Source organism: Caenimonas soli (genome assembly GCF_013155545.1).
GTDB classification, from domain to species: domain Bacteria; phylum Pseudomonadota; class Gammaproteobacteria; order Burkholderiales; family Burkholderiaceae_C; genus Ramlibacter; species Ramlibacter soli.
The window spans coordinates 311669-323053 of record NZ_JABJVV010000006.1 but is presented as its reverse complement, the minus strand read 5'-3'; the positions used below and the strand labels follow the sequence as shown (position 1 = coordinate 323053).

The 11385-nt window shown below is 65.2% G+C and carries 14 protein-coding genes; 1 reads left to right on the top strand and 13 read right to left on the bottom strand.

Features of this window, described 5'->3' with window-relative positions:
* From HNE04_RS28535 to HNE04_RS11945, 3 genes are all read right to left on the bottom strand, one after another.
* On the bottom strand, positions 1 to 156 hold a 156-nt coding region (locus HNE04_RS28535; RefSeq protein WP_172219104.1), incomplete at its 3' end, for a DUF4372 domain-containing protein.
* A 158-nt stretch (positions 157 to 314) separates the two neighbouring features.
* The gene (locus HNE04_RS11950) at positions 315 to 608 is read right to left on the bottom strand and encodes a hypothetical protein (RefSeq protein ID WP_328700312.1); all 294 of its coding nucleotides are present in this window, start codon (positions 606 to 608) and stop codon (positions 315 to 317) included.
* 27 nt (positions 609 to 635) lie between these two features.
* Positions 636 to 1148: a hypothetical protein gene (locus tag HNE04_RS11945; protein ID WP_172219103.1), complete on the bottom strand. Its 513-nt coding sequence runs from the start codon at positions 1146 to 1148 to the stop codon at positions 636 to 638.
* 200 nt (positions 1149 to 1348) lie between these two features.
* On the opposite strand from HNE04_RS11945, the gene HNE04_RS11940 reads away from it, so the two are divergent.
* Positions 1349 to 2038, top strand: a complete 690-nt coding sequence (locus HNE04_RS11940) for a pseudouridine synthase (protein WP_172219102.1) — start codon at positions 1349 to 1351, stop codon at positions 2036 to 2038.
* 14 nt (positions 2039 to 2052) lie between these two features.
* Here the strand turns inward: HNE04_RS11940 and HNE04_RS11935 are convergent, their stop codons facing one another.
* The 10 genes from HNE04_RS11935 to HNE04_RS11890 form a co-directional block, all read right to left on the bottom strand.
* Entirely contained in the window at positions 2053 to 2829 is a 777-nt protein-coding gene (locus HNE04_RS11935) for an SDR family NAD(P)-dependent oxidoreductase (RefSeq protein ID WP_172219101.1), read from the bottom strand.
* Between the two features lie 82 nt (positions 2830 to 2911).
* A complete protein-coding gene (locus HNE04_RS11930) occupies positions 2912 to 3133 on the bottom strand; it encodes a CsbD family protein (protein WP_172219100.1) in 222 nt (73 codons plus the stop codon).
* A 97-nt stretch (positions 3134 to 3230) separates the two neighbouring features.
* On the bottom strand, positions 3231 to 4715 hold the full coding sequence (locus HNE04_RS11925; protein ID WP_172219098.1) for a sensor histidine kinase: 1485 nt from the start codon (positions 4713 to 4715) through the stop codon (positions 3231 to 3233).
* Positions 4716 to 4720: 5 nt separating this feature from the next.
* Positions 4721 to 6184, bottom strand: a complete 1464-nt coding sequence (locus HNE04_RS11920) for an ATPase domain-containing protein (RefSeq protein ID WP_172219085.1) — start codon at positions 6182 to 6184, stop codon at positions 4721 to 4723.
* Positions 6181 to 6585 (bottom strand): hypothetical protein, encoded by a 405-nt coding sequence (locus HNE04_RS11915; RefSeq protein ID WP_172219083.1) that lies wholly within the window; start codon positions 6583 to 6585, stop codon positions 6181 to 6183. Before HNE04_RS11915 ends, HNE04_RS11920 begins: the two co-directional genes overlap by 4 nt.
* A 130-nt stretch (positions 6586 to 6715) precedes the next feature.
* Positions 6716 to 7414 carry an SOS response-associated peptidase gene (locus HNE04_RS11910; RefSeq protein ID WP_172219081.1) on the bottom strand — a complete coding sequence of 233 codons (699 nt, stop codon included), beginning with the start codon at positions 7412 to 7414 and terminating at the stop codon, positions 6716 to 6718.
* Positions 7411 to 7680: a hypothetical protein gene (locus HNE04_RS11905; RefSeq protein ID WP_172219079.1), complete on the bottom strand. Its 270-nt coding sequence runs from the start codon at positions 7678 to 7680 to the stop codon at positions 7411 to 7413. Before HNE04_RS11905 ends, HNE04_RS11910 begins: the two co-directional genes overlap by 4 nt.
* Positions 7677 to 7934, bottom strand: coding sequence for a DUF3297 family protein (locus tag HNE04_RS11900; protein ID WP_172219077.1), 258 nt, complete (start codon positions 7932 to 7934; stop codon positions 7677 to 7679). The genes HNE04_RS11905 and HNE04_RS11900 overlap by 4 nt, the downstream gene beginning before the upstream one ends.
* Before the next feature lie 34 nt (positions 7935 to 7968).
* Complete coding sequence (locus HNE04_RS11895) at positions 7969 to 10278, bottom strand: galactose oxidase-like domain-containing protein (protein ID WP_172219075.1); 2310 nt, start codon at positions 10276 to 10278, stop codon at positions 7969 to 7971.
* Complete coding sequence (locus HNE04_RS11890; protein ID WP_172219073.1) at positions 10275 to 11357, bottom strand: hypothetical protein; 1083 nt, start codon at positions 11355 to 11357, stop codon at positions 10275 to 10277. Before HNE04_RS11890 ends, HNE04_RS11895 begins: the two co-directional genes overlap by 4 nt.
* Positions 11358 to 11385: the final 28 nt, after the last annotated feature.

The following is an 11385-nucleotide window of genomic DNA, read 5'->3' as shown; positions in this document are numbered from 1 at the left end:
CGAAGTCAGTTGCGCAAACATCATGCACAGCAACTGATCCCAATGCGAGAACTTCAGCGGCGCGTGCGAGCCCGAGTAACGCGCCACGCACCGATCAAAAACGGACCGCGGCAGATGCTCCTTCAATTGAGCAAATACCAGCTTGCCTTTGTGCATGGCCGCACCCCCGCAAATCCATACGAGTGTGCGGCTTCGGGAAGCTGAAATTCAAATCGACCCGGCCACGCCCGGCCGTTTAAATCAATCAAATCAACGACTTGCGATCCAAATGAGAACGCTTCTCCGGACAGTAGTGGGTCGAGCCCGCAATGACGTTACTTCGACGCCGACCCCATCTTTCCCTGAAGCACAGCCACCAGGTGCTGCTTGGCTTCGGCTAATTGGGCCTTGTCCGCGTCGTGGACTTTGCGAAAGAAGGCCGCGCATTCCGGGGACTTCGCCGCTTCGGCGTCCTTGATGTACTGGTCGTAGGCGAGCAGCGCCTGCGCCTTGTTTTGCATGAGCGTGATCCAGTCATACGCGAGGTCGCTCAGCGGATGCGGATCGGAGGACTTTTCCTGCATGGCAGTGCCTTTCTTGATGGAAGTAAATCGAAGGGGGCGCGTCACCGCGCCCCCTTCATTTAAGACTGGCCCTTAGCGGCCGTCGCGGTCCGAGTCGCCCGGTATCGCCCTTTCGGCGGCGTTGCTCAAGCGGTGCCACGCATCGCGAGTTGCATGCTTGGCATGTTCCCACTCCAGGGAGGAGCGGCCACGCACGTTACCCCAGTCGCGCCCCAGTTCCGGTTCCACCTCGTCGAACGACCGGTCCGGATACTTTGAGTACGCGTCCATGCCGTAGCGGTAGGCGGGTTGGTATTCGTCATAGCTAGCGCCACTCGTAATATACGGACGCGACGAATAGTTGTCGCGCCAGTACGTGTCCTCCAACACCGGGTCGGCCTTCATGCGGCCGGCAACGGCCCCCACCACTGCCCCGACGGCGGCGCCGACCACGGCACCGACTGGACCGGTCATGCCTCCGGCCGCAGCACCCGCGGCTGCTCCACCGGCAATGCCGCCGGCTGCACCGCCGACCACCGCGCCGACGCCGCTCTTGGCCACGGGGCGATCCTTATCCTTTTGCAGGTCAGGTTTGCGATCGTTCATTTAGGAAGTCCTTTCGTGATGCCACGCTCCGCCTAGGGTCTATCGACCCGCGGTTGAGTCATGGCTGGTTGCTAGTGCCCTCACCATAGAACCAGATCGGGGGCACACACCGCGGCGTTCTTCCTCCATCGCCGCAGGTGATGGCCTACGCGGTGTCAGCGAGTACCGACATGCGCGCCGGTTGAGCGTAAGCTCCTTAAATGCCCGACGCGCTTCGCATCCTGCACATCGACACCGATCTTGTCGCCATCGACAAACCCGCCGGGCTGCTGGTGCACCCCAGTTTGCTCGACGCGCACGAGGAGCGCACGGCGCTTCAGCTCCTGCAGCATCAGCTCGATGAGCGGCTCTTCCCGCTGCACCGCCTGGACAAGGCCACCAGTGGCGTGATGCTATTCGCGCGCAACGCGCAGGCGGCGCGTGAGTGGGGCAAGGCTTTCGAGAGCGGTGTGGTGCGCAAGCAGTACCTCGCGCTGGTGCGGGGCTGGCCCGCGGAATCCGGCGAAATCGACTACGCACTCGCGCGCGATCCCGAATTGCCTTCGGCCGGCCAGCAACGCGTGCCGGCCATCACGCGCTTTCGCCGCTTGCAGTGTTTCGAGTGGCCTTTTAGAGTGGACAAAGGCGCCCACCCGAGCAGCCGCTATGCGCTGGTCCAGGTCGAGCCGCTGAGCGGTCGACGCCACCAGATCCGCCGGCATTTCAAGCACATTTCGCATCCCCTCGTGGGCGACACCACCCACGGCAAGAGCGCGCACAACCGCGCCGTGGCGGCGTGGCTCGGTGTGCAGCGGCTCTGGCTGCATGCGGCCAGCGTGGAACTGCCAAACGGCTTGCGCGTGGAAGCCCCTTGCGGGCCGGAGTGGGCGCCTCTGCTCGTGCGCACTTAGACACCCACCCCTGCTCAAAACTTCGTGTAACCGCCGTCAATCAGGAACTGTTCGCCCGTCGCATACGCCGAGGCTTCGCTGGCCAGGTACACCGCGATCCCGCCAAAGTCCTCGATGCGCCCCCACCGGCGCGCGGGAATGCGTGGCAATACGGACTCCGCGAACTTGGGGTTCTGCACCGCCTTCTCTGTCATATCGGTCTCGATCCATCCCGGCAGGATGGAGTTGACCCGGATGCGGTACCGCGCCAGTTCCACCGCCAGCGCCCGCACCATCGATGTCACCGCGCCTTTGGAAGCGCCGTAGTGGCTGTTGCGTGCGGCGCCCTCCACCGCGGCGGTGCTGGCGGTCGCGACGAGGGATCCGCCCTGCCCCTGCTGAATCATCTGGCGGGCGGCGGCGCGGAACGTGAGGAACACGCCCTCGACATTCACCCGCTGCACGCGGCGAAATTCCTCCAGGCTCATGTCCTGCAGCACCGTCCCCTTGCTGGAGACGCCCGCGTTGGCGAAACATGAGTCCACCCGGCCAAGGGCTGAGACGGATTGTGCGAATGCGGCCTCGACCTGCGCCTCGTCGCCCACGTCGCACACGAAGGCATGCACGCGCGATGCATCGCCGCAATCCTGCGCGAGCTGGGCCTTGGCGCGCTGGGTCTTCTCGGGGTTGGAGCCCCAGATGGCCACGGCAGCGCCAGACGCCAATAGAGCACTGGCCATCCCGTAGCCGATGCCGCCGTTGCCCCCGGTGATCACGGCCGTGCGGCCGCGCAAGTCGAATGGTTGATACATGAAAGTCCTTGAGGATAGACACGCAGTATTTCAGCGCTCGCCCACACCTTCAAGCTTGACCTGTCCCGTGCCCGACAGCGGACTAGCTGTGCTTCGAATTCTTCAGCACATCCCTTACCTTGCCACAGGCAGTCAGCAACTTTCCCTGCCCTTGCTTGAGCAGGCCCTTGGCTTTTTGGTCGGCGCTGCCAATCGTCTTGCCAATGTGCTCTTGCACTCTACCCAGCGCACTCCTCCATGCGCCCTTGATTTGGCTTCCATTCATGCTGTCTTTCTGGTTGATGAACAGGCCGAACTGACTCATCCATCCATGCAGGGTGCGCCACTCGTCCGTGCAGAGCTGCCATCAAATCGCCTGAATACGGCGGGCGCGCTGTCCTACGGCGCTTTCGCACCACGTTTCAGGCGACGCGCAGCAAGGGTAGTGTCAAGGTGAAGCGGCTGCCCTGGCCCCGGCCTTTACTTTCGGCGGTCACCTGGCCGCCATGAGCCTGCACCAACTCGCGCACCAGGCTGAGGCCGATCCCCAGGCCGGAGCCGTCGAAAGATGTCGCGCGGTGTTCCTGCATGAAGGGATCGAAGATATGCGGCAGCGCTTTGGCACTGATCCCGATGCCGTTATCGGTGACGCTGATGGCCAGCGTCCCCTCGCTCGCCGTGGCAGAGACTTCGATGCTGCCGCCATGTTGCGTGTATTTGCACGCATTGCTGATCAAGTTCGACATGACCTGGCAGAGGCGGAGCCTGTCCCCATTGACGGTGAGCTCACCAGGCGGGAGTTCGACGTGCAACTGTTGCAAGCGGGCCTCCACGGCCGGACGCAGGTCCGACACCACTTCACTGATCACGCGGGCCATATCCATGCGATGGATATCGAGTCTGAGCTTGCCCGTGCTGACGCGCGTCATGTCCAGCAGATCGCCCACCAGTCTTGTCATGAGCGCCACTTGCCGCTCGATCACGCCCTTGACTATCGGCATCACGGAAGGCTCCGCGGCGCCTTCCGTAGCCAGCATTGATGCGGCCATGGTGATGGGGCCCAGAGGCTGCCGCAACTCATGGGCAACTACGCCCATGAGTTCGGTCTGGCGCCGGTACGCCAATTCAGCGGCGTCCTGCAATTGTTGCGAGCGCAGCGCAGCCAGCAGCAGCTGTTCGTTGGCCTCCCTGCGATGCTCCGCCGTGCCCGGATCCCCATAGGGCGCTACCGATCCGCTGATTCGACGCAGCCACTCCGCGGTCCGCAGCGCCAGGCTGCGCTCTTTGGTGGCCGCCTCATCCCTGAAGAAATAGCTGCCCACGCCGCGCCGCCTGGCGTTGTACATGGCCGCGGTGGCCCGATCGATCAGTGCGTCGCCGTCGTTTCCATCGTCCGGAAAGACGCTGATGCCGATGCTTGCTCTCAAGCTCACTTGCTGGCCGCCCACCTGGCCCGGCAAGGCCATCGCGGCGACGATCGAATCGGCCACCGTCAGGGCATCGCGGGCGTGCGACAGGTCCGTCAACAGGATCAGGAATTCATGGCTTCCCTGCCGGCTGACCGTATCCGAGCCGCGCACGGCCGAAGCCAGCCGCTGCGCCGCCAGCTTGAGCACCTGCTCGCCGCGGGCGTGGCCCAACGTGTTGTTGATGTCCTCGAGGTTGTCCACGCTCACGAACAGCAGGCCCAGCTTGGAGAGCTTTCGCCGTGCGACGGCAAGCGCATGGGCGAGGCGGTCGAACAACAGCGCGCCGTCGGGCTGCTCCGTCAGAGCCTCGATATGCGGCGACCGGGCCAGATCCCGGAGAGCCTGCGCGGCAGCAGCAGCTTCATCCTGCGCGCGAATCACCGCCAGCACCAATTGTTGGTTGGCCTCCAGGAGGTGAGCGGCGCGGGCGGCGTCCATCTTTGCTAACTGGTGGGGGCAGCGCGACCGCTCTTGCGGGTCGGCCGGCCGCCCAACAGGCCTTCTTCACCCGGCAGCATCTCGCCGATGCGGATGCCTTGTGCATCGATGGTGTAGGCCCGCAGTTCGTCCGAATGCCCGCTGTCGCGCACCTTGATCACGGCCATGACGCGGCGCAGCCGGCTATCCACCTCGATATAGCGCTGCACGATGATCGCGTCGGTCAGGAAGGCCGTGCCGTAAGGGCTGAAACGCAGGTCGGTGTAGCGATCCTCCAGCTCCGACGTCAACAGCACCGTCACCCCCTCCTGGGCCAACGCACTCACCAGGCGGAGCATGGATTCACGGAAATCTTCGCGGAAGGTGGGCGCCAGCGCCACTTCGAACGCGGAGAGTGAATCGATCACCACCCGCGTTGCATTGAGGCGCCGGATTTCCTTGATGAGCAGCATCACGATCTCGTCGATCGACAGGTCGGGCGCCCGGCTGTCGACCAGGCTGACCCGCCCGCTCTTGATCAGCTCTTCCAGAACCGGGTTGCGCGACCGGTTGGCGCGCTGTTCGAAAACCGCGATCACGCCGGTTTCACCTTTGCGCGCGCCCTCTTGCAGGAAGCTGGCCGCCAGGATGCTCTTGCCCGACCCGGAGGGGCCGGCCACCAGCAGCGAGTAGCCGCGCGGCAACCCGCCGCCCAGCATCTCGTCCAGGCGATCCACCCCCATGAGCACACGGCCAGAGGCCTGAGGACGCGCTTGGCTGCGCGGGGGTGGGGCCGCAGCACTGGCCGGCGGGAAAACCTCGACGCCGGCACTGCTCAGGCGGAAGGTATGCACGCCCGCCAGGGTGGGCTGGCCGCGCATCTTCATGACCTCGATCTTGCGGACCATGGAGTTGCGCTGAACGCTCTGGTGCAGCCAGATCAGGCCATCGGACACGGTGAACACCGGATTGGTGGCGGTGTCGGCGGCGTATTCGCCAATGAGAAAGGTGGTGGCCTGCCAGCTCGTCATCAGCACGCCCAGCTTCTGCATGAACTGCTGCAAGGTGCTGTCCGTGCCGCCGGCCAGCGCCACCGAGCGGAACGAGTCCACGAAGACGAATGCAGGTGCATGGGACTTGACCTCGGCGGCAATGCGCTCTAGCACCTTGTCGAGGTTGCCTGTCATGGTGTCCGGGCCAAGGTTCACGAAGTGAATGCAACGATTGACCCGCGCCATGTCGAAGAATTCGAATTGCTGCTGGTAGCGCAGCATCTTCAGGGGCGGCTCGCCCAGCACCGTGAGGTAGAGCGCCGGGCGCTCGGGCGTGGCCAGCGCGAACATCATCTGGTGCGCCAGGGTGGTCTTGCCGCAACCGGGCAGGCCGGCAATGAGATTGAACGAAAACTCGGGCAGGCCGCCGCCCAGGACTTCGTCCAGGCCGGGCACGCCCGTTGCGAGGCGATTGATGGTCACTTTTTTGGCCGTCATGATGTTGTTGTGTCCTGTCCAGAGGTGCCGGCTGGCGATGGGGCCCAGAGGGGGCCGAGCAGGCGCTCGGCGAGCGGAGCACCCACCAGGCTGGCGAGCAGTTCCATGAATGTGCGAAGCAAAGTTGCGCTGGCCTCGGGGACTTCAGCGGGGTCCCGGGCGGCCAGCAAGGCCGCCCTGAGCGCGGGCAGGTCCAGCACATCCGGGCTGCGCTGATGGTCCAGCCACGGGTGGGCTTTCAGGCTCAGGAAAAGGCTGCGGTGATAGAGCGCGGCAACCCCAAGGTTGCCGATGATGGGGGCAAGCGCCGCGTCGATAGCCTGCCATTGCGACACGGCTGCATCCGCAAGCCTCGCATTATTTGCACCGTCACCCGAGCGATCCTCGAGGGGCACCACCATCTATCTGCACCCGAACATGTTGCGTCCTACCCTGGGAGCATGAAGAGCCCGATGTTAGCCGCTCAGCTCTGTATTTGTTGTGCGCTACCGCACAAGAATTGCAAAACAATCCGGAATACTGGGGGCGCGCCTAAAACAACCGCCCAGTCTCCGGCGGCTCGGGCTTCCTCGGCTTGGCCGTGCTCACACTGCTCGCCTTGGGTGCCCGCGGCGGTAGCGGCAGCGGCTCGCCTAGCAGCGGTCCCGTCCACTGCTTGAGAAAACGCTTGGCCTCGTCCACAGGGCATGACAGCCACTCCGCATAGTCGCTCGGGTGCAGGATGACCACCATGCGCTTCTCGTCCTCTGGCTTTTGGAAGCGCTTGATGAACGGGTGGTCGTCGGCGTTCACGGTGAGCATCGAGAAACTGTACACATCGCGCCCGGTCTTGAAGTCGCGCCACTGGGTGTAGATGCCGGCGACGCCGAAGGGCACGTAGCCTTCCTGGTAGACGGCCCAGCGCTCGGCCTTGCCGCCTTCATAGTTCGGCTCGTACAGCGCTTCGGCGGGGATGATGCAGCGCTGGCCGTTGGCCCAGGCATCGCGGAAGCTGGGCAGCCGGTCCACGGTTTCGCTGCGGGCGTTGTAGGTGCGGCGGCCAAAGCCCACCTCGCTGGCAAAGTGCGGCAACAACCCGAACAGGCCGTCGTTCACCACGGGCACTCCGCTTTCGCCGTCTTTCGCCAGGCGGATGAAGGGAGCGACGTTGATCGGGAACGTGTCCGCGGGGTTCTCGTCACGGTCGCGCTCCACGCCGAAGTACGAGAGCAGCCGCGCGCGACGGGTCACTGGGACGTAGTTCGCGCACATTTGCAGCCGTCCCTCACCGCACCGACTCCCACCACGCCGTCGACCGCCAGGACCGGCAGCGGTGCCGGAGGCTCGCGCACCTCGTCACCGGAAAACTGGCGCGCCATGTAGTCGCCGAGCGACGCCAGGCTGGTCGGCGTCTCGGGCTCGAGGTTGACGAAGCGGCCATCGCGGTACTGGGGATTGGCCATCGCGCGCTCCAGCCGCGCTCCGCGAACAAACCAGCGTGCAACCCTGGATCTCATCGATAAAACGCCTCCACCTTCCCCTTCAAGGTGATCAACAGCGGCTTGCCCTTGCGGTCCAGCGTCTTGCCCGCCGGCACCTTGACCCAGCCCTCGCTGATGCAGTACTCCTCTACATCGTGGCGCTCTTTGTCGTTCAAGCGGATGCCGATGTCGTGCTCGAACACGGCGGCGATGTGATGGGGGCTGCGCGGGTCCACGGACAGACGGTCGGGCAGCGCGGGGCGGTCTTGGGCAGGAGTGGCTTCGGTCATGGGCGTATTTTGCCCTCCTGCCCAACCTCAGGGCTCAGGGGCATGTGGTGAGGTCCCAGTAGTTGGGGGTCCACTCGGGCGGCGAGTTCACATTCCACACCGAGTCACCCACCACCTTGGCTATGTAGTACTTGCCCAGCCTCGTCACCTTCTCGCCGCCCACATAGCGTATGTTGGGGTTCCACTCGGGATAGGGCACGCAGCTCGTGCCGGATCCGATCGTCGCCGTCACTCCCTTGTTGGCGTCCATCGTCAGCGTGCACGTTGTCGCGGTGCCGGTACACGCGCCGCCCCAGCCGGCAAATACTCCGCCGCTGCTGGTAGAAACGGTCAACGTGACGCTGCTTCCGCCGGCGAACGCGGCACTGCAGGTGGCGCCGCAACTGATGCCGGCCGGGTTGCTTGTGACCGACCCGTTTCCGGACGCAGTGCCGTTCCGGGTGACCGACAGCGTGAAGTTCGTGCTGGACCCACTCGGCGGGCATGTGGTCAGGTCCCAGTAGTTGGGAGTCCACTCCGGAGCCGAGTTCACGTTCCACACCGAGTCGCCCACCACCTTGGCGATGTAGTACTTGCCCAGCCTCGTCACCCTCTCGCCGCCCACATAGCGTATGTTGGGGTCCCACTCGGGATAGGGAACACAGCCCGTCCCGGACCCGGCCGTCACCGTGAATGGCAAGGTGCCCGTCGCGGTGCCCGAAGGATTGATCACCGAGACCTGGGCGGTCCCCGCGGCCGCGATGTCCGCGGCGGGTATGGCGGCTGTCAACCGCAAGGCGCTGACATAGGTGGTCGGGCGGGCGGCGCCATTCCAGCGAACCGCCGCGCCCGAAACGAAGTTGCTGCCATTCACGGTGAGCGTGAAAGCCGGCCCACCTGCCGTCGCGTTGCTCGGCGAGAGCGAGCTCAATGCGGGCGGCGAAGGCGGCGGAGGCGGGGCAGAGCCGCTGATCTGCAGGATGCTGGCGACAGACGGAACACCAGTACCGTTGACGATGAACAGCATGTAGTGCCCGGGCGGCGCCAGGTTGGCATTCGCCGGGGTGGTGATCTCCACCGTGCCTGTGCCGCGCGTGAACTGCAGTGCGTTCAGGCGCTGGTTCATGTCGAACGCATGCGTGGGGGACCCCAGCCGGATCAGCGTTACCTTGCTGATGCTGGCTGCATCCGGGCTCTGCACGGTGAATCGCTGGCCCCACCCGATGGACGCCGGCGCGCCACTCATGGTCGGGCGTGCGCCCTTGAACAGGTACGGCGGGGAGAAGACTTCGATATCCGTATAGCCATCGCCGCCGTTGGTCATCACGCGGCCGTCGGGCAGCAACATGGCCGCAGAGTGGTACAGCCGGGGCACCGATGCGCTGGCCAGCGTGGTCCAGGCCTCGGTGGCAGGGTTCCACAGCTCCGCCGCGAACACGGGGGTCGTCGCATTGTTGTGCCCGGGGCCGGATGTGCCGCCGGTAGCCAGCACCGTGCCGTCCGGCAGCAATGTGGTGTTGAGGTGCCGGCGCGCGAACTTCATCGGCGCGACGGAGCGCCACGCCGGCTTGCCAACGTTCAGGTTGATGACCTCGGCGGTGGCGGTGGGCGGGCTGGAGCCGCCTCCCACCACCAGGATCCGCCCGTCGGCGTACATGGCGGCGGAACCGTAATCGCGCCACCCGAACTTGCGCGTGGCCACCGTGGACCATGAGCCCGTGCCGGTCGTGTCCAGCCAGCGGGTGATGTTCGACGGACCGACGTCGATCACCCTCCCGTTCGGCGCCAGGAACATCATCGGGTACAGGGGCTGGTTCAGCTGCGCGTTCGTCAAATTGCGCCAGCTGTTCGTCGCCGTCTGGTACACCTGCGGAAGCGGATTCACGCCAATGGAGGTGTCGATCTGGCCGGAAACCACCAGCACGTCGCCGTTCGGCAGGGTGGTCAAGGTCGGATACCAGCGCCCGGCATTCATGTCGGGCACGGCAGTCCAGCTATTCGTGGCCGGGTCGTAAATGGTGGTCTTCGCCAGCCCCACGAAGTCCGCTATGTGGCCGCCGGCGATGAGCACCCGTCCGTCGTACAAGAGCGTGTGCCCCGCACAGAACAGGTCATAGCCGACATGGGGCGGAATGGTGATTGCTTGGGTGACCGGGTCCCAGATCCGCTCGACGCTGTCTCGGCCCCATATCAGGACCTTGCCGTTGGGCATCACCACATTGTGTACGGGCGCCTGGGGAAGGTTTTGCAGTTTGGTCCACTGGCCCGTCACGCTGGCTTGCGCATTCGCGGCACTGGGCGACAGGAAACAGGCTGCGCCCAACAGGCCTGAGAGTGCGGCGACAGAACACTTGCGCAAGTTCATAGGCCGCCTCCCGAACGAATGAGCAGGAATACGCGGACTGGAAGATCGTGCTCGTCCTCATGCGAGTGCGGGCCCGCGCCGTGCCCGGCCTCGGCGTCGTGCCCCGTTGCGATGATGGCGCCGGCGTTGTTGATGCCGACTGCCTTGGTCAGCACGAATGTCGACGGCGGGATAAGGCTGTTCAGGTCCTGGATCGCACCGCCGCGCGCCCACAGCACTGCCCGGCTTTCGGAGGTTCCCACGACGTCCCCGGCGCTGTTGGATCCGAAGGCCTGGCTGAAACTACCGCCCGGCAGCGTGCCGAGATCGACGACCCCGCCAGTGCCGGGCCACAAGGTCGCTCGGCGCGCCCCAGGTGCATTTGCCGAGTAGCCGACGACGTCTCCGCGCGCATTGATCGCGCTGGCTTCGCCTGTGCCGTGGCCGGCAAGCAGCAACAGTTCCCTGGGCGCCTGCCCCCTTGGCCACAAGATCGGGCGGTGGCCGGCGGCGGTGCTCGCAACGCCCGCAACCTCCCCGCGCTCATTGATGCCGGTGGCCCGGGTGCTCGAGGAATCTGGCAAGCCGGGCAACGCGATGGGCGTGCCGTTGGCATCCCACATCACGGCGCGTTGGCCGCCCGGCCCGCTGGAAAAGCCGACGGCCTGGCCGAGGTTGTTGATCCCATAGGCCGCGCTGGCGGTGTCGCCGCTGAGCGGCGGCAACTCCCTGGCCGCCCCTGACTGCGTGCTGGTGAATGCACGCAGGGCCGTGTCCGTGTTGGAATTGCCCACCAACCCGCCGTTATCGTTCAGCCCGTAGACGGTCGTGTCGTCGCTCTCGGGCAGCCCGGTGATCTGCCGTGGGGCCCCGGCTCCGAACAGAATCCCTCTTCGCTGGCCGCCCGCGCTGCTGCTTGGCCCGGCCAATGTGCCCCCTCCAACACCCGCGCCCGCCGTGTTGGGCCCGTGGACAACCGCCGCGTTGCCTTGCGCCAACGTGGCAAGGTCAACAACCCTGTATGTTTGAGCAATCGCGCCTGCGCCGAACAGCAGCAGCATCGCGGGAATGAGAAGCGGGTATCTCTTATGCGAATTCATACGCTCTCCTTCCAACTCGGGGCAAACG

Coding starts and splice junctions, on each gene's coding strand:
- HNE04_RS11895 (WP_172219075.1), bottom strand. CDS start 10,278: ATGAACTTGCGCAAGTGTTCTGTCGCCGCACTCTCAGGCCTGTTGGGC.
- HNE04_RS11915 (WP_172219083.1), bottom strand. CDS start 6,585: ATGGTGGTGCCCCTCGAGGATCGCTCGGGTGACGGTGCAAATAATGCG.
- HNE04_RS11940 (WP_172219102.1), top strand. CDS start 1,349: ATGCCCGACGCGCTTCGCATCCTGCACATCGACACCGATCTTGTCGCC.
- HNE04_RS11930 (WP_172219100.1), bottom strand. CDS start 3,133: ATGAGTCAGTTCGGCCTGTTCATCAACCAGAAAGACAGCATGAATGGA.
- HNE04_RS11920 (WP_172219085.1), bottom strand. CDS start 6,184: ATGACGGCCAAAAAAGTGACCATCAATCGCCTCGCAACGGGCGTGCCC.
- HNE04_RS11905 (WP_172219079.1), bottom strand. CDS start 7,680: ATGAGATCCAGGGTTGCACGCTGGTTTGTTCGCGGAGCGCGGCTGGAG.
- HNE04_RS11900 (WP_172219077.1), bottom strand. CDS start 7,934: ATGACCGAAGCCACTCCTGCCCAAGACCGCCCCGCGCTGCCCGACCGT.
- HNE04_RS11935 (WP_172219101.1), bottom strand. CDS start 2,829: ATGTATCAACCATTCGACTTGCGCGGCCGCACGGCCGTGATCACCGGG.
- HNE04_RS11945 (WP_172219103.1), bottom strand. CDS start 1,148: ATGAACGATCGCAAACCTGACCTGCAAAAGGATAAGGATCGCCCCGTG.
- HNE04_RS11925 (WP_172219098.1), bottom strand. CDS start 4,715: ATGGACGCCGCCCGCGCCGCTCACCTCCTGGAGGCCAACCAACAATTG.
- HNE04_RS11890 (WP_172219073.1), bottom strand. CDS start 11,357: ATGAATTCGCATAAGAGATACCCGCTTCTCATTCCCGCGATGCTGCTG.